At 52.4% G+C, this 23,927-nt stretch carries 26 protein-coding genes; 9 read left to right on the top strand and 17 right to left on the bottom strand.

Annotation, left to right across the window (positions count from 1 at the left end):
* Window positions 1-70: 70 nt before the first annotated feature.
* The 6 genes from ugpB to livK form a co-directional block, all read right to left on the bottom strand.
* Entirely contained in the window at window positions 71-1,387 is a 1,317-nt protein-coding gene (ugpB, locus tag D9597_RS00565) for a sn-glycerol-3-phosphate ABC transporter substrate-binding protein UgpB (RefSeq protein ID WP_130221358.1), read from the bottom strand.
* 396 nt (window positions 1,388-1,783) lie between these two features.
* Entirely contained in the window at window positions 1,784-2,497 is a 714-nt protein-coding gene (gene livF, locus D9597_RS00560) for a high-affinity branched-chain amino acid ABC transporter ATP-binding protein LivF (RefSeq protein WP_130221357.1), read from the bottom strand.
* Between the two features lies 1 nt (window position 2,498).
* Entirely contained in the window at window positions 2,499-3,266 is a 768-nt protein-coding gene (livG, locus tag D9597_RS00555; protein ID WP_000082101.1) for a high-affinity branched-chain amino acid ABC transporter ATP-binding protein LivG, read from the bottom strand.
* Window positions 3,263-4,540 (bottom strand): branched chain amino acid ABC transporter permease LivM, encoded by a 1,278-nt coding sequence (gene livM, locus D9597_RS00550; protein WP_130221356.1) that lies wholly within the window; start codon window positions 4,538-4,540, stop codon window positions 3,263-3,265. Before livM ends, livG begins: the two co-directional genes overlap by 4 nt.
* Window positions 4,537-5,463, bottom strand: a complete 927-nt coding sequence (gene livH, locus D9597_RS00545; RefSeq protein WP_130209070.1) for a high-affinity branched-chain amino acid ABC transporter permease LivH — start codon at window positions 5,461-5,463, stop codon at window positions 4,537-4,539. Before livH ends, livM begins: the two co-directional genes overlap by 4 nt.
* Window positions 5,464-5,510: 47 nt before the next feature.
* The gene (gene livK, locus D9597_RS00540; RefSeq protein WP_130221355.1) at window positions 5,511-6,620 is read right to left on the bottom strand and encodes a high-affinity branched-chain amino acid ABC transporter substrate-binding protein LivK; all 1,110 of its coding nucleotides are present in this window, start codon (window positions 6,618-6,620) and stop codon (window positions 5,511-5,513) included.
* Window positions 6,621-7,043: 423 nt separating this feature from the next.
* Between livK and panM the strand changes: the two genes are divergently transcribed.
* Window positions 7,044-7,427, top strand: a complete 384-nt coding sequence (gene panM, locus D9597_RS00535; protein ID WP_130221354.1) for an aspartate 1-decarboxylase autocleavage activator PanM — start codon at window positions 7,044-7,046, stop codon at window positions 7,425-7,427.
* Here panM and ataT read toward each other — a convergent pair.
* The 7 genes from ataT to ftsY all read right to left on the bottom strand — a co-directional run bounded on the left by ataT (window position 7,424) and on the right by ftsY (window position 14,108).
* Window positions 7,424-7,951, bottom strand: a complete 528-nt coding sequence (ataT, locus tag D9597_RS00530) for a type II toxin-antitoxin system toxin acetyltransferase AtaT (protein WP_130221353.1) — start codon at window positions 7,949-7,951, stop codon at window positions 7,424-7,426. The genes panM and ataT overlap by 4 nt on opposite strands.
* Before the next feature lie 6 nt (window positions 7,952-7,957).
* Window positions 7,958-8,224 carry a type II toxin-antitoxin system antitoxin AtaR gene (gene ataR, locus D9597_RS00525; protein WP_001277106.1) on the bottom strand — a complete coding sequence of 89 codons (267 nt, stop codon included), beginning with the start codon at window positions 8,222-8,224 and terminating at the stop codon, window positions 7,958-7,960.
* Window positions 8,225-8,373: 149 nt separating this feature from the next.
* On the bottom strand, window positions 8,374-9,477 hold the full coding sequence (gene livJ, locus D9597_RS00520; RefSeq protein ID WP_130209078.1) for a branched chain amino acid ABC transporter substrate-binding protein LivJ: 1,104 nt from the start codon (window positions 9,475-9,477) through the stop codon (window positions 8,374-8,376).
* A gap of 271 nt (window positions 9,478-9,748) precedes the next feature.
* A complete protein-coding gene (rpoH, locus tag D9597_RS00515) occupies window positions 9,749-10,603 on the bottom strand; it encodes an RNA polymerase sigma factor RpoH (RefSeq protein ID WP_000130217.1) in 855 nt (284 codons plus the stop codon).
* A gap of 244 nt (window positions 10,604-10,847) precedes the next feature.
* Window positions 10,848-11,906 carry a permease-like cell division protein FtsX gene (gene ftsX / locus D9597_RS00510; protein ID WP_130209080.1) on the bottom strand — a complete coding sequence of 353 codons (1,059 nt, stop codon included), beginning with the start codon at window positions 11,904-11,906 and terminating at the stop codon, window positions 10,848-10,850.
* A complete protein-coding gene (gene ftsE, locus D9597_RS00505; RefSeq protein ID WP_000617723.1) occupies window positions 11,899-12,567 on the bottom strand; it encodes a cell division ATP-binding protein FtsE in 669 nt (222 codons plus the stop codon). The genes ftsX and ftsE overlap by 8 nt, the downstream gene beginning before the upstream one ends.
* Window positions 12,568-12,569: 2 nt before the next feature.
* Entirely contained in the window at window positions 12,570-14,108 is a 1,539-nt protein-coding gene (gene ftsY / locus D9597_RS00500) for a signal recognition particle-docking protein FtsY (protein WP_130217748.1), read from the bottom strand.
* 149 nt (window positions 14,109-14,257) lie between these two features.
* Between ftsY and rsmD the strand changes: the two genes are divergently transcribed.
* Together rsmD and D9597_RS00490 are read left to right on the top strand one after the other, a co-directional pair.
* Window positions 14,258-14,854 carry a 16S rRNA (guanine(966)-N(2))-methyltransferase gene (gene rsmD, locus D9597_RS00495; protein WP_130209084.1) on the top strand — a complete coding sequence of 199 codons (597 nt, stop codon included), beginning with the start codon at window positions 14,258-14,260 and terminating at the stop codon, window positions 14,852-14,854.
* Window positions 14,844-15,113: a DUF1145 family protein gene (locus tag D9597_RS00490; protein ID WP_130221352.1), complete on the top strand. Its 270-nt coding sequence runs from the start codon at window positions 14,844-14,846 to the stop codon at window positions 15,111-15,113. Before rsmD ends, D9597_RS00490 begins: the two co-directional genes overlap by 11 nt.
* Before the next feature lie 2 nt (window positions 15,114-15,115).
* Here the strand turns inward: D9597_RS00490 and D9597_RS00485 are convergent, their stop codons facing one another.
* The gene (locus D9597_RS00485; protein WP_130221351.1) at window positions 15,116-15,475 is read right to left on the bottom strand and encodes a DUF2500 domain-containing protein; all 360 of its coding nucleotides are present in this window, start codon (window positions 15,473-15,475) and stop codon (window positions 15,116-15,118) included.
* A 141-nt stretch (window positions 15,476-15,616) separates the two neighbouring features.
* On the opposite strand from D9597_RS00485, the gene D9597_RS00480 reads away from it, so the two are divergent.
* From D9597_RS00480 to D9597_RS00470, 3 genes are all read left to right on the top strand, one after another.
* Window positions 15,617-16,243, top strand: coding sequence for a lysoplasmalogenase (locus D9597_RS00480; RefSeq protein ID WP_064527705.1), 627 nt, complete (start codon window positions 15,617-15,619; stop codon window positions 16,241-16,243).
* Window positions 16,244-16,316: 73 nt separating this feature from the next.
* On the top strand, window positions 16,317-18,518 hold the full coding sequence (gene zntA, locus D9597_RS00475; protein ID WP_130221350.1) for a Zn(II)/Cd(II)/Pb(II) translocating P-type ATPase ZntA: 2,202 nt from the start codon (window positions 16,317-16,319) through the stop codon (window positions 18,516-18,518).
* 108 nt (window positions 18,519-18,626) lie between these two features.
* Window positions 18,627-19,121, top strand: a complete 495-nt coding sequence (locus D9597_RS00470; RefSeq protein WP_240780419.1) for a DUF2004 domain-containing protein — start codon at window positions 18,627-18,629, stop codon at window positions 19,119-19,121.
* A 60-nt stretch (window positions 19,122-19,181) separates the two neighbouring features.
* Here D9597_RS00470 and D9597_RS00465 read toward each other — a convergent pair whose 3' ends face one another.
* Together D9597_RS00465 and tusA are read right to left on the bottom strand one after the other, a co-directional pair.
* The gene (locus tag D9597_RS00465; RefSeq protein ID WP_130221348.1) at window positions 19,182-19,490 is read right to left on the bottom strand and encodes a hypothetical protein; all 309 of its coding nucleotides are present in this window, start codon (window positions 19,488-19,490) and stop codon (window positions 19,182-19,184) included.
* A 263-nt stretch (window positions 19,491-19,753) separates the two neighbouring features.
* Window positions 19,754-19,999: a sulfurtransferase TusA gene (gene tusA / locus D9597_RS00460; protein WP_000130621.1), complete on the bottom strand. Its 246-nt coding sequence runs from the start codon at window positions 19,997-19,999 to the stop codon at window positions 19,754-19,756.
* Between the two features lie 221 nt (window positions 20,000-20,220).
* On the opposite strand from tusA, the gene D9597_RS00455 reads away from it, so the two are divergent.
* Both D9597_RS00455 and dcrB read left to right on the top strand, forming a co-directional pair.
* Window positions 20,221-20,886: a 7-cyano-7-deazaguanine/7-aminomethyl-7-deazaguanine transporter gene (locus D9597_RS00455; RefSeq protein WP_130221347.1), complete on the top strand. Its 666-nt coding sequence runs from the start codon at window positions 20,221-20,223 to the stop codon at window positions 20,884-20,886.
* A 72-nt stretch (window positions 20,887-20,958) separates the two neighbouring features.
* Window positions 20,959-21,516, top strand: coding sequence for a phage sensitivity protein DcrB (dcrB, locus tag D9597_RS00450; protein WP_130221346.1), 558 nt, complete (start codon window positions 20,959-20,961; stop codon window positions 21,514-21,516).
* Between the two features lie 3 nt (window positions 21,517-21,519).
* Here the strand turns inward: dcrB and D9597_RS00445 are convergent, their stop codons facing one another.
* Window positions 21,520-22,770: an MFS transporter gene (locus tag D9597_RS00445; RefSeq protein ID WP_130221345.1), complete on the bottom strand. Its 1,251-nt coding sequence runs from the start codon at window positions 22,768-22,770 to the stop codon at window positions 21,520-21,522.
* A 98-nt stretch (window positions 22,771-22,868) separates the two neighbouring features.
* Between D9597_RS00445 and D9597_RS00440 the strand changes: the two genes are divergently transcribed.
* Window positions 22,869-23,918: an AI-2E family transporter gene (locus D9597_RS00440; protein ID WP_130221344.1), complete on the top strand. Its 1,050-nt coding sequence runs from the start codon at window positions 22,869-22,871 to the stop codon at window positions 23,916-23,918.
* Window positions 23,919-23,927: the final 9 nt, after the last annotated feature.

The raw sequence follows: 23,927 nt of genomic DNA, 5'->3' as shown, positions 1-23,927 counted from the left end.
TACGCTTCACTTATTCTGCCTACACACGATGGCAGGTCGGATAAGCGAAGCGCACCCGACATTTCACTGGTTAAGACTTCGTCGATTTCTCAAAGCGGCGCAGCAACTGATTCCCACGCTCAACGGCGGTATCCAGCGCCTGCTGCGGTGTCTTCTTACCGGTCCACACGCTCTCCAGCTCTTCATCCACAATCACGCGGATCTGCGGCATGTTGCCCAGACGCAGCCCTTTGGTGAACGGCAACGGCGGCTTGTTCAGCATCTGACGTGTCGCGGTATCCGCCCCTGGGTTTTTCTCATAAAAGCCCTGCTCACGGGTCAGGTCATACGCCGCTTTGGTAATTGGCAGATAACCGGTTTTCTGATGCCACTCAGCAGCGTTTTCTGGCTTCGCGAGGAAATCGAGGAACTTCGCCACACCGGTATACGTTTCTTTATCTTTGCCCTGCATCACCCACAGGCTGGCCCCGCCGATAATGGCGTTTTGTGGCGCACCTTTCGCATCGGCGTCGTAAGGCATCATGCCTACGCCGTAGTTGAATTTGGCGTACTCGCGAATGTTGGCAAGCGAACCAGAAGAGGCAGTCGTCATTGCGCAATCACCGTTATAGAACTTCTCGGTGGATTCATCCTTACGCCCGACGTAGCTGAAGTCGCCCTTCTTGTTCATCTCCTCGAGCATGGCAATGTGTTTCACCTGCTCCGGCTTGTTGAACTCCAGCACCGCGTCCGTGCCGTCAAAGCCGTTGTTTTTGCTGGCAAACGGCAGACCGTTCCAGGCGCTAAAGTTTTCCAGTTGGATCCAGCCCTGCCAGCCGCTGGCGTAGCCGCACTTCATGCCGGAGGCTTTCAGTTTCGCGGCATAGTCAGCCAGATCCTGCCAGGTTTTCGGCGGCTGTTCCGGGTCTAGCCCCGCTTTCTTGAAGGCGTCTTTGTTGTAATAGAGAACGGGGGTCGAGCTGTTGAATGGCTGGGAGAGTAAGTGGCCCGTTTTGCTGTCAGAGTAGTAACCGGAAACCGTCGGCACAAACTGCGACTCATCGAATTGAATCCCCGCCTCTTTAAACACGTCATACACTGGTTTAATGGCTTTCGACGCCATCATGGTGGCGGTGCCAACTTCATAAACCTGCAAAATAGCCGGTGCGTTGCCGGTACGAAATGCGGCAATCCCCGCGCTTAAATTCTGTTCGTAGTTACCTTTATAGGTCGGTACAATTTTGTAATCCGGGTTTTCGGCGTTAAAACGTTGGGCCAGAGAATCCACCTCTTTACCCAGTTCCCCTTCCATAGAATGCCAGAACGGAATAGTTGTCACTGCCTGCGCATTGCCCATTAACGCCAGTCCGAGCGCCAGTGCTGAAGCTGTATAATGTAACGGTTTCATCGTTTATCTCTCTTGTTGTACCGAATGCGCGAATTCACGCGTTTTATGCTCGCGGGGTAACATGACATGCTCGAATTACAGAAAAATAACTCTTTTGTTACATTTTTAAGATAGTAAGGTGTCAGAAAGATGACAAGGCGGTGACGGCGTGGGTGAGGGAAAATGGGAGATGGGGCACGGATAAGCGGAAAAATAGAAGGTCTGAATCAAACTCTACAGATTACTCATCGTTTCATGCCGGATGCGGCGTAAACGCCTTATCCGGCCTACAAGATCGTGCAAATTCAATATATTGCAACTCACCCAGTAGGCCTGATAAGCGCAGCGCATCAGGCAATTTTACATTTATCACCTGTCTCAAAGGAGTCTTTTGACTCCTTATCAATCAACGTGTTATTACCCGCCTAAATACGCACTTCTCACCGCTTCGTTCGCCAGTAGTGCATCGCCGGTATCGGAGAGCACCACATGACCGTTTTCCAGCACGTAGCCCCGATCAGCCAGCTTCAGCGCCTGGTTGGCGTTCTGCTCGACAAGGAAGATAGTCATCCCCTTCTCGCGCAGCTGCTCGATGGTGTCGAAAATTTGCTGGATGATAATCGGTGCAAGACCGAGCGATGGCTCATCAAGCAACAACAAACGCGGGTTGCTCATCAGCGCGCGACCAATCGCCAGCATCTGCTGTTCACCACCGGACATCGTTCCCGCCCGCTGAACACGGCGCTCATGCAGACGCGGAAAAAGTTCATACACCCACTTTATGCGCTCCTGGAACTGGTCACGTTCGGCAAAGAAGCCGCCCATCGCCAGGTTCTCTTCCACCGTCATCCGCGAGAAGACGCGACGCCCTTCCGGAACAATCGCTACCGCTTCGCGCATGATTTTCGCCGTCTGCCAGTCGGTAATGTCTTTATCATCAAACACAATTCGCCCGCTGGTGGCACGCGGATCGCCGCATAACGTGCCGAGCAAGGTGGTTTTCCCCGCCCCGTTCGCGCCAATAAGGGTGACAATCTCGCCCTGATTGATATGCAGGCTCACCTCATGCAGCGCCTGGATTTTGCCGTAGTGGGCGCTGACTTTGTCAAAGGACAACATGACTTTTTCCATCTTATGCCTCACCTAAATAGGCACGGATCACGTCCGGGTTATTACGGATCTGCTCCGGCGTACCGTTTGCCAGCGGCGTCCCCTGATTGACCACGTAAATTCGGTCCGAAATTCCCATCACCAGCTTCATATCATGTTCAATCAACAAGATAGTGGTGTTGTGATGATTGCGCAGTTCGGCAATCAGCTCATCCAGCTCTTTCGTCTCTTTCGGGTTAAGACCTGCCGCAGGTTCGTCGAGCATTAAAATCTCCGGCTGCGTCACCATGCAGCGGGCAATCTCAAGACGGCGCTGGTCACCATAGGCCAGGTTACTCGCCTGACGGTTGGCGTGTTCCAGCAAACCAATGCGCTCAAGCCAGGTGGCGGCGCGGTCAAGCGCTTCGCTCTGGGCGCGACGGAAAGAAGGCGTTTTCAACAGGCCAGAGAACAGCCCGGTTTTCAGTTGCTGATGCTGCGCCACCAGCAGGTTTTCAATTACCGTCATTTCACGGAACAGACGCACATGCTGGAAGGTGCGCACCACGCCCATGCGGGCAATTTGCTGCCCCGGTAAACCTTCAAGATGCTGATCGCGCAGTAAAATGGTGCCGCCGGTGGGTTTGTAGAATCCGGTCAGGCAGTTAAAGACCGTGGTTTTTCCGGCACCGTTAGGGCCGATTAACGAGACGATTTCCTGCGGGTACAGTTCAAGATTGACGTTGTTCACCGCCAGCAGGCCGCCGAAGCGCATCATCAGGCCGTTAACAGATAATAATGGCTGACTCATGCCTGCTCTCCTTTCGCTGCACCGTTTTTCAGCTTGAGTTGCGGGCGCGTCATGGGCAGCAAGCCCTGCGGACGCCAGATCATCATCAGCACCATCAAACCACCGAGCATTAACATGCTGTATTCGTTGAAATCACGCATCAACTCGCGCGACACCACCAGCAGAACTGCCGCCAGAATCACTGCAAATTGCGAGCCCATACCGCCGAGCACCACTATCGCCAGCACAAACGCCGATTCGGCAAAGGTGAAGGATTCCGGGCTGACAAAGCCCTGGCGCGCAGCAAACAGCGTTCCGGCAAAACCGGCAAACGCGGCGCTGATGGTAAAGGCGGTCAGCTTGATACGACGCGGGCTTAAGCCCAGCGAACGGCAGGCAATTTCATCTTCACGCAATGCTTCCCACGCACGGCCCAGCGGCATCCGCAGCAGGCGGTTAATGACAAACAGGCTTAACACCACCAGCAGCAACGCCACCAGGTACAGGAAGATGACGCGATCGGAGGGATCGTATTTCAGGCCAAAGAAATTACTGAAGGTGTCCCAGCCACCTTCGCGGGCGGTACGGCTAAACTCAAGGCCGAAGAAAGTCGGTTTTGGGATCTGGCTGATACCGTTCGGGCCGCCGGTAATCTCTGTGTTATTGAGCAGCAATATGCGCACAATTTCGCCGAAACCGAGGGTAACGATCGCCAGATAGTCGCCACGTAAACGCAACACTGGGAAGCCGAGCAGGAAGCCCGCCGCCGCTGCCATTAACCCGGCAATCGGCAGACAGGTCCAGAACCCAAGACCGTAATAGTGATTGAGCAGTGCAAAGGTGTAGGCGCCGATGGCGTAAAAGCCGCCGTACCCCAGCACCAGCAGACCAGAAAGCCCCACCACCACGTTCAGCCCGAGGCCGAGGATAATGTAGATCATGGTCAGGGTGGCGATATCCACCGTCCCTCGCGAGACCATAAACGGCCACGCAACCGCAAGCACCAGCAGCGCCACGAGGAACAGCTTTTGCTTCACCGTGGAGCCATCAATCGCTGGCAGGATAAACTTCGGTCCGGAAACGCTTTTTAGCCCTTTCTGGAAAGCAGGTCGCAAAAGCTGGAAGAAAAAGACCACCGCCGTGCCGATAAACACCCACTCCCAACGGACATCCGAAGCCGTGTCGACCACCAGTTTGGTGCCGTCCAGCTCCAGCTGCACGCCCATAAAGACGCCAGCGAGGATAAAGAACATCGCGGCAGAAAGCAGCGCCATTGCAATATGCATCGGTTTCATACTTTCTCTACCTCCGGGCGACCCAGAATACCGGTCGGCATCACCAGCAACACCAGAATCAGCAGGGCGAATGAGACTACATCTTTATATTCCGTACTCAGATAGGCAGAAGAGAGCGCCTCCGCAATCCCCAGAATCAGCCCGCCAATCATCGCCCCCGGAATACTGCCAATCCCACCGAGCACCGCAGCAGTAAAGGCTTTCATCCCGGCCATAAAGCCGATGTAGGGGTTAATTACGCCGTAGAACTGACCGAGCAGCACACCCGCCACCGCCGCCATTGCCGCGCCAATCACAAAGGTCAGCGCAATCACCCGGTCGGTGTTAATGCCAAGCAGACTCGCCATTTTCAGATCTTCCGCGCAGGCACGACACGCGCGACCCATGCGGGAATAGCGAATGAAAATCGTCAGCGCCAGCATGGCGAGGAAGGTGACAATCCAGATAACCGCCTGCATGGTAGTAATAGAGGCAGAGAAGTTTTCGCTATGGCCCACCACCCACTGCCCGTTAAACAGGCTGGGCAGCGCCACGTCGCGCGAACCTTCGGTCAGGCTGACGTAGTTTTGCAGGAAGATGGACATACCGATTGCAGAGATGAGCGCAATCAGGCGCTTAGAGTTGCGCACCGGGCGATAGGCCACCCGTTCGATACTCCAGCCGTAGGCGCTAGCAATGATGATTGCGCCGACGAATCCCGCCGCCACCAGCAGCCAGCCGGTATCAATGCCCATCATCATCAGCGCGGCGATGATCATAAATGAGACGTAGCTGCCAATCATATAAACCTCGCCGTGGGCGAAGTTGATCATGCCGATAATGCCGTAAACCATTGTGTAGCCGATGGCAATCAGCGCGTAAGTACTGCCCAGCGTGACGCCGTTAAACATCTGCTGCAAGAAATATAAAAACTGCTCAGACATAAGGTAACCTTTCTAAACCCGCCCGCATTTTACGGGCGGTGGGATGATCACTTGGCTGCCGTGGATGAACCGTCGGCGTGCCACTGGAAGACACCAAAATCAAATCCCTTAAGATCGCCTTTTTCATCCCAGTTCAGCGGCCCAATCACGGTGTTTGCACCGTTAGCTTTTAAATCTTTCACCAGCGCCAGCGGCTCATCGCTGCCGATACGCTCAAGGGCAGTTGCCAGAGATTGCACCGCCGCGTAGGTGATCCAGACATATGGCCCGGATGGATCTTTCTTGTCTGCTTTCAGCGCATCAACGATGCCCTGGTTTGCCGGATCCTGGTCATAGCGTTTTGGCATGGTGACCAACATGCCTTCAGCGGCATCACCGGCAATATTCGACAATGATGCGTTACCCACACCTTCCGGCCCCATAAACTGAGTTTTCAGGCCGACGGAACGGGCCTGACGCAGCATCTGCCCCATTTCCGGGTAGTAACCGCCGTAGTAAACGAAGTCGATGTTTTCTTTTTTCAGGCGGGCAATCAGCGCAGAGAAATCTTTCTCGCCAGCGGTAATGCCGTCGAAGAAAACGACGTTGGCATTAGCCGCTTTCAGACTGTCCTGCACCGAACGTGCCAGCCCTTCGCCATACTGTTGTTTGTCGTGAATGATGGCGATGCGCTGGGGCTTCACCGTCTCAAGAATGTATTTTGCCGCCGTTGGCCCCTGGGAAGAGTCCAGCCCGGCAGTACGCATGATGTGTTGATAACCGCGTTGGGTCAGCTCCGGATTGGTCGCTCCCGGCGAGATCATCAGAATACCTTCGTCTTCATAGATATCTGACGCAGGTTGGGTAGAAGAAGAACACAGATGACCAATAACGTATTTAATGCCGTCGTTAACGATTTTGTTGGCGACCGCAACGGCCTGTTTCGGGTCGCAGGCGTCGTCATATTCCACGCCAACCAGCTTATCGCCTTTAATTCCCCCTTTGGCATTGATGTCTTTGATTGCCTGACGCGCGCCGTTAAATTCCATATCGCCCCACTGGGCAACCGGGCCGGACATCGCGCCGACAACGGCAACTTTAATATCGTCGGCTAAAGCGGTGTGTGATATTGCCAGTGCAATCATCCCTGCGATGATAGTTTTCGCATTCCGTTTCATTATTCAAAATCCCCACTCGTAATGTTGTGTTGCTTTGTTTTTATGTGTTAACAAATCAGACTGTTCTTTTTTTATACTGCACTGTTTTTGCCTGTCTGATTAAGGGTTTAGCGCAGTATTTTGTGATAATAGCGATTAAAATCCCTATTTTTCAGTCGATTAAGAACAGATAATATTCTGAATTTATTGATAGATAAACAGAAAAAAGCGCCGTTGTCAGCATAAAATAACGGTACAAAGGGCGGAATAATTCACTACCATTCAGGGGATTATGCTGAACATTTTTCATTCTCTAATGTTTTAACTTTGTAATTATTGCTGAAAAAAAATTAATCACCTGCCAAAAGAAATAAAAAAGAGAAAGCCTCCGATTAAATTATTTCGCTACACTGGTTCCACTTTTGTGATTTACACGGGTTACCCATGAAGCTGACCATCATTCGATTAGAAAACTTTAGCGACCAGGACCGGATTGACCTGCAAAAGATCTGGCCGGAGTATTCCCCTTCCTCTTTACAGGTTGACTATAACCACTGTATCTACGCCGCGCGTTTTAACGAGCGCCTGCTCGCTGCCGTACGGGTAACCTTAAGCGGCACCGAGGGAGCACTGGATTCCCTGCGCGTGCGGGAAGTCACCCGACGTCGCGGTGTGGGGCAATATCTGCTGGAAGAGGTTTTGCGTAACAATCCTGGCGTTTCATGCTGGTGGATGGCGGATGCAGGCGTGGAAGATCGCGGTGTGATGACGGCGTTTATGCAGGCACTGGGATTTACGGCACAGCAGGGCGGCTGGGAGAAGCGTTAATCGCTCTGTGTAAAAAGCAGTTCAATGGATTTGGTTGGGAAAAATAACGCATTTTCGTTTTCCCCGACTAAAGGGATAAAGCCCAGCGACTGATAAAAGGTATGGGCTTTTTCATTCAGCGCCTCGACAAAAAGACCGTGAATACCTACCGCTAAAGAGGCTGACCAGACGACTTTCATGGCATGAGCAACCAGTGTTGCTCCCCATCCCTGCCCCTGTAATGAACGATCAATTGCCAGACGCCCAAGAGTGACGCTGGGAATATTTTTGTAGGGAATTTTTTTCTGTTTCGATTTCGAGGGCAATGCGGTTCGTTCAAAACAACTGCCGGATAATGTGTAATATCCCAGCACCTGACGTTCTGGAGTGTTGCGACAAAGGATATACGCTCGCAGAATTTTATTGCGATGTTGACGAACCAGATGTGTCGTCAGAAAGAGATTTAACGCTTCCTCGCCGCAGTCGAATCGCTGTAGATCATAATCTGCATCATCGGTCAGAATCTCTATCGTCAGATCATCCATAAATTATTACATTCCCTGAAGACGTTTTGCCGCGCGTTTTAGCTTTTCACCTGGTGACGGGGGATTACTCAGCGCATCCATCACCCGCGTCCAGGATTCCTCATTGAGGATCATCCGCCGATGCTGTTCAATCACTTCCGCAGCCCGCTGCGAAGCGCTGTTCAACATAAATTGGCTGACGGACTGATTAGATATCGCTGCCGCTTCCTCAATCATACTTTTGTCATCGTCAGTTAAACGCAGATCGATACGCTGCTTTTTAACAGCAGACATGTTAACTCTCCTGCTCCGTATAAAATGTACGGCACATCACCGTACAATAAGCATATCCTGGATTGTTTAATCTTTCTACAACCATTTCAACAAACACAAAAAAACCCGATGGGCGTTAAGCGCATCGGGCATTTTCATTTATCTATCTGTTACTTCGCATCAGTCGCCGTGCCGTTGGCGTGCCAGTCAAATACGCCGAACTCAAAGCCTTTCAGATCGCCTTTCTCATCCCACGTCAGCGGCCCCATCACGGTATCCACCGAGTTCGCTTTCAGGTATTTCGCGATCTCAGCCGGATCGTCAGACTGATTCAGACCCGCCTGCAAAGATTGCAGCGCGGCGTAGGTGGTCCAGACGAACGCGCCGCTTGGGTCCTGTTTTTTCGCTTTGATGGCATCAACAATCGGTTTGTTCGCCGGAACCTGATCGTAGTTCTTCGGCTTGGTCACCAGCAGCCCTTCCGCTGATTCGCCCGCGATATTAGACAGCGAGACGTTAGCCACGCCTTCCGGCCCCATAAACTGAGTTTTCAGCCCTGCCGCGCGCGCCTGACGCAGGATTTGCCCCATTTCCGGGTGGTAACCGCCGTAGTAAACGAAGTCGATATTCTCTTTCTTCAGACGCGCCACCAGCGTTGAGAAATCTTTTTCCCCGGCGGTGATGCCATCAAAGAACACCACGTTAGCATTGCCTTTCTTCAGACCGTCCTGCACCGCACGCGCCAGACCTTCGCCGTACTGCTGCTTATCGTGAACGATAGCAATACGCTGCGGTTTCACTTTCTCAAGAATATATTTCGCCGCCGTTGGTCCCTGGTCAGAGTCCAGGCCAGTGGTGCGCATAATCAACTTATAGCCACGCGCGGTCAGCTCTGGTGCGGTTGCCGCAGGGGTGATCATTAAAATGCCTTCGTCTTCGTAGATATCAGACGCTGGCTGCGTTGATGAAGAACAGAGGTGACCAATCACGTATTTAATGCCGTCGTTAACGACTTTGTTCGCCACCGCGACCGCCTGTTTCGGGTCACAGGCATCGTCATATTTTACGATTTGCAGTTTGTTACCTTTAACGCCGCCTTTGGCGTTGATATCCGCTACCGCCTGCTCTGCGCCAGTAAACTCCTGGTCACCGTACTGCGCCACCGGGCCAGACATCGCGCCCACGACCGCAACTTTAATATCTTCCGCCAGAGCCATATTGCTGAATGCCAGCGCGATACATCCTGCCAGTAACGCTTTACCCTTTATATTCATCCTGAGAATCCCCATTCTTCTGGTTATTACGTGTGTTGTGGTGTTGTTATTCAGCACTTTATTTCGTTTTATGCATGGCTACCCGTGCTTTAGCAGCATACTCTGCTAAAACATACCCCATTTTTATGATATTGGAATAGCTATTTTGACAGTTTATTAACAATCTGCGTGGGGATTGGCGTTTTGCCGGAGGGGGAAATTGATTATTGCAGAGGCCCAAAAAACAAAAACCCCGGACTCTCATCCAGGGTTCTCTGCTTAACAGCGGAAATTACGCTTCAATAGCAGCGCGAAGTTTTTTCATCGCGTTCTTTTCCAGCTGACGCACACGCTCAGCGGAAACACCGTAACGGTCAGCCAGTTCCTGCAACGTGGACTTGTTGTCTTCGTCCAGCCAGCGCGCGCGGATGATATCCTGGCTACGCTCGTCCAGCCCCTGCATCGCGTCGGTCAGTCGGTTTGCCGCCTGCTCTTCCCAGTTATCATCTTCAATACCGTCGGCAAAGTTGGATGATTTATCCTGCAGATAGAGCACCGGAGCCATCGGCTGGCTATCGGAATCGTCGTCGGAAGACAGGTCAAAGGTCATGTCCTGTGCCGCCATACGCGACTCCATCTCACGCACGTCTTTGCTGGTTACGCCCAATTCACGGGCCACCATTTCGACTTCATCCTGGTTAAACCAGCCCAGACGCTGCTTGGTTTTACGCAGGTTGAAGAACAGTTTGCGTTGCGCTTTGGTGGTCGCAACTTTGACGATACGCCAGTTACGCAGAACGTATTCGTGGATCTCTGCTTTGATCCAGTGAACGGCGAAGGAGACCAGGCGCACACCCACTTCCGGGTTAAAACGGCGCACTGCTTTCATCAGGCCGATGTTACCTTCCTGAATCAAATCCGCCTGTGGCAGGCCATAGCCCGCATAATTACGAGCAATATGAACAACAAACCGCAGGTGAGACAGGATCAGCGTTTTAGCTGCTTCCAGATCGCCATGGTAATGCAGCTTTTCAGCCAGCGCCCGCTCCTCGTCAGCCGACAACATCGGCCACGCGTTAGCTGCCCGGATGTAGGAATCCAGGTTGCCAACGGGGGCTAAAGCTAAACTTTGCATTTTGTCAGTCATTCAAATCCTCTCAATCGATATCTTCTGGCGCCTCAGTGGTAGCAACAACTGTGCCAGAGCTTAAGAGCAATGAGGTTATCATTCACTGTTTTATCAGACCGTGATTTTATCCACAAGTTCAATGCAACGCTGTGAATAAATTACGCACAAAATGTGACATAGAGATGAAATACCGGGAAGAGACAACGGGGTCTCTTTCCCTGCTACGGAACCCATTGCAGGGAAAGAGTATAACACGCTTTTATTATTCAGGCGTAAAATGGCGTAAATGTTGTACCGTGGCAAGCCAGGCTGCCACCCAACCAATCATCGAACACACCAGCAGCAAAAGCAGACATTCATCGAACGATAAGCCATTGATATCAAACTTAGTTCCGAAAACCTGCGCCACTTCCGCCACCGCTGACGACAAACGCAGTACCAGAATTTCTGACAAAATTAATGACAACAATGCGCCAGAAAATCCCAGCAGTGCACCGCCGTACAGGAACGGGCGAAGGATGAAACCATCCGTCGCACCAATCAGTTTCTGCACGTTGATGGAGTCACGGCGAGCAAAGATGCTCAGACGTACGCTGTTGCCGATGACGAGGAACACGGCCGCCACCATCAATACGCCAATCATCGCCGAAACGCGCCCGACCAGCCCGGTCAACGCCGCCAGACGGGCAAACCAGCTGTCATCCATCCGAACTTCGTCAATGCCGTTAATCTGAGTGATACGATCGCGCAGCGTATTCAGTGACTCCGTCCCCTGAAAATCGAGTTTTGGGATCACCACCGCTACTGCCGGAAGCGGGTTTTCTTCCAGCATATCCAGCGCACCACCAAAACCAGACCAGTTACGGAACTCGCCCAGTGCATCTTCACGAGAAAGATAGTTCACTTTCTCCACGCCCTGCTCGGCCTGTAGCTGCGCGACCACGCCCGCAGCGGCGTCATCATCCAGCGTTTTTTGCAAGTAAACGGTAATTTGCGGTGACGGATAATACTGCGTCGCCGCCTGGTTAACGTTTTTGTACACCATATAACAGACGCTTGGCAGCGTCAGGGAGATGGCGATGACCATCACGGTTAGAAACGTGGCGAACGGTTTGCTTTTCAGATCCTGCAAAGCGCCGTGGAACGCATAGCGCACCTGTTCGTTGAAAACGTTGGTTTTGCGATTTGCCGGTTTTGGCGAGGACTTCGCGCGTTTCGGCGCGTTACGCCCACCGTCGCCAGAGCCGCCAGCCGATTTACGGAAGCGATCAAGACGCCCGCCAAACTGCCGGATATGATTGATTGCATCGCGCTTATTCATGGCCCACGCCTCCATGCAAGTGACCATCGCTCAGGGTGAGCATGCGATAGGAACGTCGTGAAATCAGGTTGATGTCGTGTGTTGCCATCAATACTGTTACCCCAACGCGATTAAACTCTTCAAACAGACGTAAAATCCCTTCTGACAGCGCATCATCCAGGTTACCGGTCGGTTCGTCCGCCAGCAGTACCGCAGGTTTGTTCACCACCGCGCGGGCAATACCAACGCGCTGCTGTTCACCGCCAGAAAGCTGTATTGGAAAGTTTTTCGCTTTGTCCAGTAGCCCGACTTTGTCCAGCGCCGCCGATACACGGCGACGAATATCGTCACCGCTGGCACCGGCGATAATCAACGGGATCGCCACGTTATCATAGACAGTACGGTCCATCAGTAGATGGTGATCCTGGAAAATCATGCCGATCTGGCGGCGCAGAAACGGAACTTCACGGTTTTTCAGACGCGTGATGTCATGGCCGCTAAACCAGATTTTCCCGGCGCTGGGCCGCTCAATCCCACAGATCAGCTTCAGGAGGGTACTTTTCCCTGCACCGGAATGACCGGTCAGAAACGCCATCTCACCCGGCTGCATATGAAACGTAACGCCCTGCAGCGCCTGTCTCCCACCGAGATAAGCCTTGCTGACATGTTCAAAGCGAATCATTGTTAATCCTCTCGGGCAAAAAGTGCCTCTATAAAGTCGTCCGCTTTAAACGGACGCAAATCCTCAATACGTTCGCCGACACCAATATAGCGGATAGGAATACCAAACTGGTCAGCCACCGAGAAAATTACCCCGCCTTTCGCCGTGCCGTCCAGTTTCGTTAACGTGATGCCGGTTAAGCCAACCGCTTCGTGGAACAGTTTGGCCTGGCTTACCGCGTTCTGCCCGGTGCTGGCGTCGATAGTCAGCATAACTTCATGCGGGGCTTCAACGTCGAGTTTCTTCATCACGCGGACGATTTTCTTCAGCTCTTCCATCAGGTGCGATTTGTTCTGCAGGCGTCCGGCGGTATCGGCAATCAGAACGTCAACATTACGCGCCTTCGCAGCCTGAATGGCATCGAAGATAACAGAGGCGGAATCCGCACCTGTATGCTGGGCAATCACCGGGATATTGTTGCGCTGCCCCCAGACCTGCAACTGCTCAACCGCTGCCGCACGGAAAGTATCGCCCGCCGCCAGCATCACCGATTTACCTTGCTGTTCAAACTGACGCGCCAGCTTACCAATCGTCGTGGTTTTCCCCACGCCATTGACGCCGACCATCAGGATCACAAACGGCGCTTTGCCTTCGACGTTCAGTGGTTCATCGACTTTCGCCAGAATCTCGCCCATCTCTTCTTTCAGCAGGCCATAGAGCGCCTCGGCGTCACGAAGCTGCTTGCGGGATGCGCCTTCTGTCAGATTGGTGATGATTTTACGCGTGGTTTCCACACCCACATCGGCGATCAAAAGCTGCTCTTCCAGCTCCTCAAACAGATCATCGTCGATTTTTTTACCGCGGAACAGGCTGATAAATCCGGAACCGAGATTTTCTTTGGTTTTTAACAGGCTGCGTTTCAGGCGCGCGAAGAAACCTTCTTTGGTCGGTTTTTCTTGCTCCTGGGCAATTTCTTCCACCGGCTGCTCTTCTTCTGCCGGAGGAACCACCATCACCGCCTCTTCTGCCGCTTCGGCAGCCAGCGCCTGTGCTTCCAGCTCTTCGTCGGTGATTTCTTCTTTAGCCGCTTCTTCTTGTGCCGCTTCGACAATCTCTACGGTTTCCGCTTCGGCCTGCCACTCTTCTGGCGAAACCTCTTCGGCGTTGACGTCTTCCGGCAATGGCAGCTCTTCACGTTCAATAGCCACTGGCTCCGGCGTAACTTCAGGTTCAACTACCGGTGCTGGCGATTCTTCCACTACGGGTTCTGGCTGCGCACTGACTTCCGCTTCGATAACAGCTTCAGGCTGCACTTTCTCGCTTTCGACAACCTGTTCAGTCACTTCCACCACTTCGGCAGCAAAAGTTTCCGCCTCGGCTTCAGTATGGGCCTGCGGCAACGCCTCAACAGGTTGTTCAGCAACCTTCGCAGGCTCTTCTGCCTGGACAGTTTCTTCTACAACCGATTGATCATTTTGGACTTCTGTCTCTTTTTCCGGGGTCTGCTCTTTTTGACCAAAGCCCAGCCAGGAAAAAAAGCCACGTTTTTTTTCTTTCGCCATCTGCGACTACACTCCTCGCTGTTGCTTCATGGCACAGCGTTAACGCTATGTACATAGCAGCTAAAAAAATGATGAAATAGTCTATCACTTAACTGAATACACATCACCGCCTGCAATTATGTGTTATCTGGCGGATTGAGCAATTTATCATGAAAAAACCGAATCATTCCGGTAGCGGCCAAATCCGCATTATTGGCGGGCAGTGGCGAGGCCGTAAACTCCCGGTTCCGGACAGCCCAGGCCTGCGCCCCACCACCGATCGCGTGCGCGAAACGTTATTTAACTGGCTGGCTCCGGTTATCGTCGATGCGCAATGTCTGGATTGCTTCGCCGGTAGCGGCGCGCTGGGGCTGGAAGCCTTGTCTCGCTACGCTGCGGGCGCCACGCTGATTGAGATGGATCGTGCGGTGCATCAGCAATTAATCAAGAATCTGGCAACCCTGAAAGCAGATAATGCGCGGGTGGTTAACAGCAATGCAATGTCATTCCTGGCGCAAAAAGGCACACCGCATAATATCGTGTTTGTCGATCCGCCATTCCGCCGAGGCTTGTTGGAAGAAACCATTAATTTACTGGAAGACAACGGCTGGCTGGCTGACGAAGCCTGGATATATGTCGAGAGTGAAGTAGAAAATGGCCTGCCTACTGTTCCGGCAAACTGGTCGTTATATCGGGAAAAAGTGGCGGGTCAAGTTGCTTATCGGTTGTATCAGCGTGAAACACAAGGAGAAAGTGATGCTGATTAATATTGGACGTTTGTTAATGCTTTGCGTATGGGGATTTTTAATCCTCAATCTTGTTCAGCCATTTCCGCGACCGCTGAATATTTTCGTTAACGTGGCGCTGATTTTTACCGTGCTGATGCATGGTATGCAGCTGGCGCTATTGAAATCCACTTTGCCGAAAGATGGCCCGCAGATGACCACCGCCGAAAAGGTGCGTATTTTCCTTTTCGGCGTGTTTGAACTGCTGGCCTGGCAGAAGAAATTTAAAGTTAAAAAATAACCTTATTCTTCGCCAGCAAAGCTGACAAAACGCGTGCCTTTATAGCTCAGCGTACCTTTATCGCCCACTGTCAGGGCGTGGTACTGCTGGGCGTCGAGGCGGAACGTCTGCTCCAGTCCACCGCTTTGCGGTTTGAAGCTTGCCTCATAGCGCATACTGGTGCCAGCCGGAGTCACTTCCTGCTGGCGCGAACGGCGATCGTTAATTGGTTTTTCCCGCTTGTTACTCACCACCACCAGCTTTTGCTGGAGCGGTGCCATATCATTATCAACTTTTTCCCGCCGCTGCTGCATAAAGCGAAACGATGCAGCGACAACAATTAAGCCAATGATAACAATAAAGAAAAGAGGTGGTTTACTCATCTTTGTACCTTATCGGAAAATGCGGAAATAAGCATACCCTGCCCGTTATGGTGTTGTCATCTGTCCGCCCTCGCCACTAAACTGAATAGCAAGACTGTAGGCATTCCGCTTACTAAATAATAACGAATTCAAGGAACTAAGATGCTTTGGTCGTTTATCGCTGTCTGTCTTTCCGCATGGCTATCTGTGGATGCCTCCTATCGTGGTTCAACCTGGCAACGCTGGGTGTTTAAACCGTTAACTCTTCTTCTCCTGCTATTACTGGCCTGGCAAGCGCCGATGTTCGACGCCATTAGCTATCTGGTACTGGCGGGGCTATGTGCGTCGCTGCTGGGCGATGCGCTAACGCTATTACCACGTCAGCGTCTGATGTACGCCATTGGCGCATTTTTCCTCTCTCACCTGCTGTACACCATCTATTTCGCCAGCCAGATGACGCTCTCTTTCTTCTGGCCATTGCCGCTGGTGTTGCTGGTACTGGGCGCACTGTTGCTGGCCATTATCTGGACGCGCCTGGAAGAGTTACGTTGGCCCATTTGTACCTTTGTCGGTATGACGCTGGTGATGGTGTGGCTGGCAGGTGAACTGTGGTTCTTCCGTCCGACCGCTCCGGCGCTCTCTGCGTTTGTCGGCGCTTCGTTACTGTTTATCAGCAACTTTGTCTGGCTGGGTAGCCACTATCGCCGCCGCTTCCGGGCCGATAACGCGATTGCTGCTGCCTGCTACTTTGCCGGTCACTTCCTCATCGTCCGCTCGCTGTATCTCTGATAAAACTTGACTCTGGAGTCGACTCCAGAGTGTATCCTTCGGTTAATGAGAAAAAACTTAACCGGAGGATGCCATGTCGACTCCTGACAATCTCGGCAAGAAAGCCCCTCAATTTGCTGCGTTCAAACCGCTAACACCGGTAAAGAACGCCAACGACTGTTGCTGCGACGGCGCATGTTCCAGTACGCCAACACTCTCCGAAAACATCTCCGGCAACCGCTATAGCTGGAAAGTCAGCGGTATGGACTGTGCCGCCTGTGCGCGCAAGGTAGAAAATGCCGTGCGCCAGCTTGCAGGCGTGAATCAGGTGCAGGTGTTGTTTGCCACCGAGAAGCTGGTGGTTGATGCCGACAATGACATCCGCGCACAAGTTGAATCTGCGGTGCAAAAAGCAGGCTATTCCCTGCGCGATGAACAGGCCACCGACGAACCACAAGAATCACGCCTGAAAGAGAATCTGCCGCTGATTACGCTTATCGTGATGATGGCAATCAGTTGGGGACTGGAGCAGTTCAATCATCCGTTTGGTCAACTGGCGTTTATCGCGACCACGCTGGTTGGGTTGTACCCAATTGCTCGTCAGGCATTACGGCTGATCAAATCCGGCAGTTACTTTGCTATTGAAACGTTAATGAGCGTAGCCGCCATTGGTGCGCTGTTTATTGGCGCAACGGCTGAAGCTGCGATGGTGTTGCTGCTGTTTTTGATTGGCGAACGACTGGAAGGCTGGGCTGCCAGCCGCGCACGTCAAGGGGTCAGCGCGTTAATGGCGCTGAAACCAGAAACCGCCACGCGCCTGCGTAACGGTGAGCGGGAAGAGGTGGCGATCAATAGCCTGCGGCCTGGCGATGTGATTGAAGTTGCGGCAGGTGGGCGTTTGCCTGCCGACGGTAAACTGCTCTCACCGTTTGCCAGTTTTGATGAAAGCGCCCTGACCGGCGAATCTATTCCGGTGGAGCGCACAACGGGCGATAAAGTCCCTGCTGGTGCCACCAGCGTAGACCGTCTGGTAACGCTGGAAGTGCTGTCAGAACCGGGTGCCAGCGCCATTGACCGGATTCTGAAACTTATTGAAGAAGCCGAAGAGCGCCGCGCGCCCATTGAGCGGTTTATCGACCGTTTCAGCCGTATCTATACGCCCGCGATTATGGCCGTCGCTCTGCTGGTAACGCTGGTGCCGCCGCTGCTGTTTGCCGCCAGCTGGCAGGAGTGGATTTATAAAGGGCTGACTCTGCTACTGATTGGTTGCCCGTGTGCGTTAGTTATCTCCACGCCCGCGGCGATTACCTCCGGGCTGGCTGCGGCGGCACGTCGTGGGGCATTGATTAAAGGTGGCGCGGCACTGGAACAGCTAGGTCGCGTTACCCAGGTGGCGTTTGATAAAACCGGAACGCTGACCATCGGGAAACCACGCGTTACCGCCATCCATCCGGCAACGGGTATTAGCGAATCTGAACTGCTGACACTGGCAGCGGCGGTCGAGCAAGGCGCAACGCATCCACTTGCGCAAGCCATAGTTCGTGAAGCGCAGGTCGCAGCACTCGCCATTCCCGCCGCCGAGTCACAGCGGGCGCTGGTCGGGTCAGGTATTGAAGCGCAGGTTAACGGTAAACGCGTATTGATATGCGCTGCTGGTAAACATCCTGCTGATGCATTTGCTGGTTTGATTAATGAACTGGAAAGTGCCGGGCAAACGGTAGTGCTGGTGGTACGTAACGATGACGTACTTGGTGTCATTGCATTGCAGGACACCCTGCGCGCCGATGCCGCAACTGCTATCAATGAACTGAACGCGCTGGGCGTCAAAGGGGTGATCCTTACTGGCGATAATCCACGCGCAGCGGCGGCAATCGCCGGGGAACTGGGGCTGGAATTTAAAGCGGGCCTATTGCCGGAAGATAAAGTCAAAGCGGTGACCGAGCTGAATCAACATGCGCCGCTGGCGATGGTCGGTGACGGTATTAACGACGCGCCAGCAATGAAAGCTGCCGCCATCGGGATTGCAATGGGTAGCGGCACAGACGTGGCGCTGGAAACCGCCGATGCAGCATTAACCCATAACCACCTGCGCGGCCTGGTGCAAATGATTGAACTGGCACGCGCCACTCACGCCAATATCCGCCAGAACATCACCATTGCATTGGGGCTGAAAGGCGTTTTCCTCGTCACCACACTGTTAGGGATGACCGGCCTGTGGCTGGCGGTGCTGGCAGATACGGGGGCGACGGTGCTGGTGACGGCGAATGCGTTAAGGTTGTTGCGCAGGAAGGGGTAGTTTTTCGGATTGCTGCCATCCTGACCATGATATACGGTGAGTCCTGCGAAGCTATCTAATACGGGCTTCGCAGGATCTCATTACATAACATATACATGGAATCAATGGATGATTACGTTAAATTCAAATTACTGGGGAAGACTCGCTGTTGATGAGTCAGAGGGTTTCGCAGAATACGTAACAGTTACGCTGAACAATGAAAAACGAACTGTCTGGCTAAATATTTTTGAAGATGTCCTGCCAAATACCCCCATTGAGAAAATCGTTCCCCTTCTGGATAGCCTCCCTGCATGTACTGAAATTATCCGCAACATACTTGCGCAAAAGAAAGGAACAAATGCGTTTGTTGATGAGTTTATTGAGTTTCATTTAGAGGAACTCGATGCTGAAACATTGCAATCTCTTGATATAACTCCACCTACGCACGAGGCCTGTGCGAACCAGGTCACTTTACGTGGCGTTCATCTCTGGATAGCAGCTCCTGCCCCAGGCAGGTTAAAAATGACGGTGGATTATGGGATATCAGAGGATATCTCGGATCAGTTGCTGGTATTTAATTTTGATGAGCAGGGTGAGTTGCTGGATATTACCTGGGAAAGTTAAACCTTTTTGCCGCCAGGATCCCCCTGGCAGCACTTCTGGAATCATTTCCGTATACCGTGATTAGTGCTGAGGCGGGAACGGCGGCATGGTCAGGAAAGCGTAATATAGCGCTAACATCAGAATGACGGAGATAACACTGAATGCTGCAACCAGACGGGATGCTAATGATGGCCTTTTGAACATCAACCACAGGGCATAAGCAAGCCCGACACCGTTAAGTAAAGGTAAAAAAATCATTAGCCAGAGCCAACCCCAGGCAAGTACCCCCAGCCATCCCCCCATGATGATAAAAACAGGCATCAGCCAATTGGGGGCGAATATCGCCAGCAATCCCAGCAATCCCAGACAAACTGGAATTAAATAATCCATTTGTGCATTCCATTACACTTGCGTGCCGGATGCGGCGTGAACGCCTTATCTGGCCTACACAGAGCATCGAACTCGTAGGCATGATAAGACGCGGCAGCGTCGCATCAGGCATTGTGCACCGTATCGCAGATGCAGCTTGAACGCTTTATCCGTCCTGCAAACCGGTTGCAAGCCGCAACATTGAGCACGTTCGGTCCCCTCGCCCATCTGGGGAGAAGGTTAGGGTGAGAGGAAAAGGCGGCATCGAAGCCCGTCTGCCCCTATCAACCGCCTTTACGAATCAAATAACGATAAGGCAAGCCATCCGTCTCTTTAGCAACCAGTTCGTGTTCCATAAAGGTACAAAACCCAGGAATATCGCGAGTCGTGGCTGGATCATCGGCGATAATCAGCAACGTTTCGCCAGGCTGCATATTGCGCACGGTTTTGCGCACCATCATCACCGGTTCCGGGCAGCGCAGGCCAAGCGCGTCGAGTGTGTGGTCAGGGCTGGAAAAGAGATCGGTCATTTTCTTCTCATCACATAAAAAAACGGCGCTAGTTTACGCTCTGTATGTCCGTTAGCAAACCAGGTTAACGATTGCGTGAAAATTAGCCATTGCATTGTCAACGTAAAGCAGTATCATGCGGCGGCTCGAAAAAAGGGTAAGAACGTTATTTAATCAAGGTAAAATAGCGTGTCGTACGTATTGGGTTCCCTCACCCCAATGGTTAATCAAAAAGGTAAAATATGAACGTTTCAACACAACCACTGCGCTACAAGGCGTTGTTCTGGTTATCGTTATTTCATCTGCTGGTGATCACCTCCAGTAACTATCTGGTTCAGCTTCCCGTCTCCATTTTTGGTTTTCACACCACCTGGGGCGCGTTTAGCTTTCCGTTTATTTTTCTTGCTACCGACCTGACCGTGCGTATTTTTGGCGCACCGCTGGCCCGTCGTATCATCTTTGCGGTGATGATCCCGGCGTTATTGATCTCCTATGTCATCTCGTCGCTGTTCTATATGGGTTCATGGCAGGGATTCGGTGCTCTCGCCCACTTCAACCTGTTTGTCGCTCGTATCGCTACTGCCAGCTTTATGGCCTACGCGCTGGGGCAGATCCTCGACGTGCATGTCTTTAACCGCCTGCGTCAGAGTCGTCGCTGGTGGCTGGCGCCGACGGCGTCCACGCTGTTTGGTAACGTCAGTGACACACTGGCATTCTTCTTCATTGCTTTCTGGCGGAGTCCGGATGCCTTTATGGCCGAACACTGGATGGAAATCGCGCTGGTTGATTACTGTTTCAAAGTGTTAATCAGCATCGTTTTTTTCCTGCCAATGTATGGCGTATTACTCAATATGCTATTGAAAAGACTGGCAGATAAATCCGAAATCAACGCTTTGCAGGCCAGTTAAAGGTTCGTTATCAGACTTGTGATAAGATGGATGAATGAGCCGTTATGGCCGTTTATCGAAAGGAAGATGTCAATGCGCAATCTGGTTAAATATGTCGGAATTGGCCTGCTGGTTATGGGGCTTGCGGCCTGTGATGATAAAGACACTAACACTACAGCGGAAGGTACAGTCGCGGAAAGTAACGCTACCGCGAATCCCGTCAACCTGCTTGATGGCAAGTTAAGCTTCTCGCTGCCAGCGGATATGACCGACCAGAGCGGTAAGCTGGGAACACAGGCCAATAACATGCACGTCTGGTCCGACGCCACCGGGCAGAAAGCGGTGATTGTTATTATGGGCGATGATCCGAAAGAAGACCTGGCTGTGCTGGCGAAGCGTCTGGAAGATCAGCAACGTAGCCGCGATCCACAGCTGCAAGTGGTGACCAACAAAGCCATTGAGCTGAAAGGTCACAAAATGCAGCAGTTAGACAGCGTTATCTCTGCTAAAGGCCAGACGGCGTACTCTTCCGTCATTCTGGGTAACGTGGGCAACCAACTGCTGACCATGCAAATCACACTGCCTGCTGACGATCAGCAAAAAGCGCAGACCACCGCAGAAAACATCATTAACACGCTGGTTATTCAGTAAGTTTTAAGATGACGAAACGGCCTCAGGTGCTTCCACCGGAGGCCGTTTTTTTAATCGCCACGTCAGCAATAACGCGATTGCGACCAGCCCCGCCGCCGCCAGATAAATCACCGGTACGCCCGCCCAACTCATCACCAGCCCTGCCAGTGGTCCGGTCACGCCAAGCGATAAATCCATAAATACAGTGTAGGTTGCCAGCGCCGCCCCCTGATTCTGCTGCGGCACCGCTTTGACCGCCACTACGCCCAATGCCGGGAACACCAGCGAAAAGCCCGCCCCCGCCAGTAAGACGCCGATTTTCGCCATCCACGGCATAGTCGCCACGCCAACCAGCAGCAGGCCGATTATCTCAACGCTAAAACAGAGCATCGCCACGTTTAAGCCACCCATGCGGTTTATGCCGTTAGGGAATAACAATCGCGTTCCAACAAACGCACAGCTAAACAACGTCAGCGCGAAGGCCGCACCGTCCCAGCCTTTAGCGTCATAAAACAGCGTGATAAAGGTGGCGATAACGCCAAACCCAGCGGAAGCCAACGCCAGCGCCATACCGTACAGCCAGACGCGCCCAAGCACCGCGCGAAACGGCAGAGGTTTGCCTTTACTGGCTTTCACCGTCGGACGCGGTATTGCCAACAAAATAGCCACCAGCGCCACGCCCATAATGATTAATGCTAACGCCTGCAAACCGCCCCAGTGATAAAACACCACACCTAACGGCGCGCCCATCGCCATCGCTCCGTAAGTGACAATGCCATTCCACGAAATCACTCGCCCGATATGCAGCGAACCGACCACGCCAACGCCCCACAGTGTCGCCCCCGTTCCGGCAAAACTTTGCCCAATCCCAAGAATCACGCGCCCCAGGCAAAGTAATAACAGACTGATAATTGGCAGACTGGCGGTTAACCCAGCCACCAGATAACCCAGCCCGCTCAAAAAGCAGCCGCACAAACCGAAGACGACAATCTTTTTTGGCCCCAGCAAATCAGCATAACGCCCGGCATGAGGACGACTCAGCAACGTGGCGAAATATTGCAGACTGATAACCAATCCCGCCCAGAAGGCGCTAAAGCCCATCACATCATGGACATAGCCCGGTAGCACGGCGAGCGGTAACCCAATGGTCAAATAGCTGGCGAAGTTAAACATGACAATGGAGACAATGCGCAAATTCAGGCGCATTCCGTTAAGCGCCGGTTCGGCAACAGGTACGGGCATGAGGAGCACCACATTTTTACAACAGTGTTTCATTTTTACCACGTGGTGGCGTGTAAATCAGCAAGAAGAATCAGAATATTGCTGGCGTGACTCCCGCTACACTTAATACAAAAAGTCATAAGGAAGCCCCAATGGAAACATCTCAATCCGATAAAACGGGTATGCACATTCTACTCAAGCTGGCTTCACTGGTAGTAATCCTCGCAGGTATTCACGCAGCAGCAGACATCATTGTGCAATTGTTACTGGCGCTGTTTTTCGCCATCGTCCTCAATCCACTGGTGACCTGGTTTATTCGTCGCGGAGTTCAGCGTCCCGTTGCCATTACGATTGTGGTCGTAGTGATGTTGATTGCGCTTACTGCGCTGGTCGGTGTGTTGGCGGCATCGTTTAACGAGTTCATCTCTATGCTGCCGAAGTTTAATAAGGAGCTGACGCGCAAGCTTTTTAAATTGCAGGAGATGCTGCCTTTTCTTAATTTGCATATGTCGCCGGAACGAATGTTGCAGCGGATGGATTCAGAAAAAGTGGTTACCTTCACCACCGCTTTAATGACCGGGCTTTCCGGGGCAATGGCGAGCGTACTTCTGCTGGTGATGACCGTTGTTTTTATGCTGTTTGAAGTACGCCACGTCCCTTACAAAATGCGCTTTGCGTTGAATAACCCACAGATTCACATCGCCGGATTACACCGCGCATTAAAAGGGGTTTCGCATTACCTGGCATTAAAAACGCTGCTAAGTTTATGGACGGGCGTTATCGTCTGGCTTGGATTGGCGCTGATGGGTGTGCAGTTTGCGCTGATGTGGGCGGTACTGGCGTTTTTACTCAACTACGTCCCCAATATCGGCGCGGTAATTTCCGCCGTACCGCCAATGATTCAGGTGCTGCTGTTTAATGGTGTTTACGAATGTATTCTGGTCGGCGCATTGTTTTTAGTTGTCCATATGGTCATCGGCAATATTTTAGAACCACGGATGATGGGCCATCGCCTGGGGATGTCCACCATGGTGGTATTTCTTTCGTTGTTGGTTTGGGGATGGCTGCTCGGTCCGGTAGGAATGCTACTCTCGGTGCCATTAACCAGCGTCTGTAAAATCTGGATGGAAACCACTAAAGGCGGTAGCAAACTGGCGATTTTACTGGGGCCAGGCAGACCGAAAAGTCGGTTACCGGGGTAATAGCGCACC

The sequence above is a fragment of the Escherichia sp. E13S3 genome (assembly GCF_004212325.1).
Taxonomy (GTDB): domain Bacteria; phylum Pseudomonadota; class Gammaproteobacteria; order Enterobacterales; family Enterobacteriaceae; genus Escherichia.
This window is presented reverse-complemented; position numbering and strand designations above follow the sequence as displayed.

Excerpts from the sequence above, each read along its gene's own strand:
- ugpB (WP_130221358.1), bottom strand. The coding sequence starts at position 1,387 with ATGAAACCGTTACATTATACAGCTTCAGCACTGGCGCTCGGACTGGCG.
- livF (WP_130221357.1), bottom strand. The coding sequence starts at position 2,497 with ATGGAAAAAGTCATGTTGTCCTTTGACAAAGTCAGCGCCCACTACGGC.
- livG (WP_000082101.1), bottom strand. The coding sequence starts at position 3,266 with ATGAGTCAGCCATTATTATCTGTTAACGGCCTGATGATGCGCTTCGGC.
- livM (WP_130221356.1), bottom strand. The coding sequence starts at position 4,540 with ATGAAACCGATGCATATTGCAATGGCGCTGCTTTCTGCCGCGATGTTC.
- livH (WP_130209070.1), bottom strand. The coding sequence starts at position 5,463 with ATGTCTGAGCAGTTTTTATATTTCTTGCAGCAGATGTTTAACGGCGTC.
- livK (WP_130221355.1), bottom strand. The coding sequence starts at position 6,620 with ATGAAACGGAATGCGAAAACTATCATCGCAGGGATGATTGCACTGGCA.
- panM (WP_130221354.1), top strand. The coding sequence starts at position 7,044 with ATGAAGCTGACCATCATTCGATTAGAAAACTTTAGCGACCAGGACCGG.
- ataT (WP_130221353.1), bottom strand. The coding sequence starts at position 7,951 with ATGGATGATCTGACGATAGAGATTCTGACCGATGATGCAGATTATGAT.
- ataR (WP_001277106.1), bottom strand. The coding sequence starts at position 8,224 with ATGTCTGCTGTTAAAAAGCAGCGTATCGATCTGCGTTTAACTGACGAT.
- livJ (WP_130209078.1), bottom strand. The coding sequence starts at position 9,477 with ATGAATATAAAGGGTAAAGCGTTACTGGCAGGATGTATCGCGCTGGCA.
- rpoH (WP_000130217.1), bottom strand. The coding sequence starts at position 10,603 with ATGACTGACAAAATGCAAAGTTTAGCTTTAGCCCCCGTTGGCAACCTG.
- ftsX (WP_130209080.1), bottom strand. The coding sequence starts at position 11,906 with ATGAATAAGCGCGATGCAATCAATCATATCCGGCAGTTTGGCGGGCGT.
- ftsE (WP_000617723.1), bottom strand. The coding sequence starts at position 12,567 with ATGATTCGCTTTGAACATGTCAGCAAGGCTTATCTCGGTGGGAGACAG.
- ftsY (WP_130217748.1), bottom strand. The coding sequence starts at position 14,108 with ATGGCGAAAGAAAAAAAACGTGGCTTTTTTTCCTGGCTGGGCTTTGGT.
- rsmD (WP_130209084.1), top strand. The coding sequence starts at position 14,258 with ATGAAAAAACCGAATCATTCCGGTAGCGGCCAAATCCGCATTATTGGC.
- D9597_RS00490 (WP_130221352.1), top strand. The coding sequence starts at position 14,844 with ATGCTGATTAATATTGGACGTTTGTTAATGCTTTGCGTATGGGGATTT.
- D9597_RS00485 (WP_130221351.1), bottom strand. The coding sequence starts at position 15,475 with ATGAGTAAACCACCTCTTTTCTTTATTGTTATCATTGGCTTAATTGTT.
- D9597_RS00480 (WP_064527705.1), top strand. The coding sequence starts at position 15,617 with ATGCTTTGGTCGTTTATCGCTGTCTGTCTTTCCGCATGGCTATCTGTG.
- zntA (WP_130221350.1), top strand. The coding sequence starts at position 16,317 with ATGTCGACTCCTGACAATCTCGGCAAGAAAGCCCCTCAATTTGCTGCG.
- D9597_RS00470 (WP_240780419.1), top strand. The coding sequence starts at position 18,627 with ATGATTACGTTAAATTCAAATTACTGGGGAAGACTCGCTGTTGATGAG.
- D9597_RS00465 (WP_130221348.1), bottom strand. The coding sequence starts at position 19,490 with ATGGATTATTTAATTCCAGTTTGTCTGGGATTGCTGGGATTGCTGGCG.
- tusA (WP_000130621.1), bottom strand. The coding sequence starts at position 19,999 with ATGACCGATCTCTTTTCCAGCCCTGACCACACACTCGACGCGCTTGGC.
- D9597_RS00455 (WP_130221347.1), top strand. The coding sequence starts at position 20,221 with ATGAACGTTTCAACACAACCACTGCGCTACAAGGCGTTGTTCTGGTTA.
- dcrB (WP_130221346.1), top strand. The coding sequence starts at position 20,959 with ATGCGCAATCTGGTTAAATATGTCGGAATTGGCCTGCTGGTTATGGGG.
- D9597_RS00445 (WP_130221345.1), bottom strand. The coding sequence starts at position 22,770 with ATGAAACACTGTTGTAAAAATGTGGTGCTCCTCATGCCCGTACCTGTT.
- D9597_RS00440 (WP_130221344.1), top strand. The coding sequence starts at position 22,869 with ATGGAAACATCTCAATCCGATAAAACGGGTATGCACATTCTACTCAAG.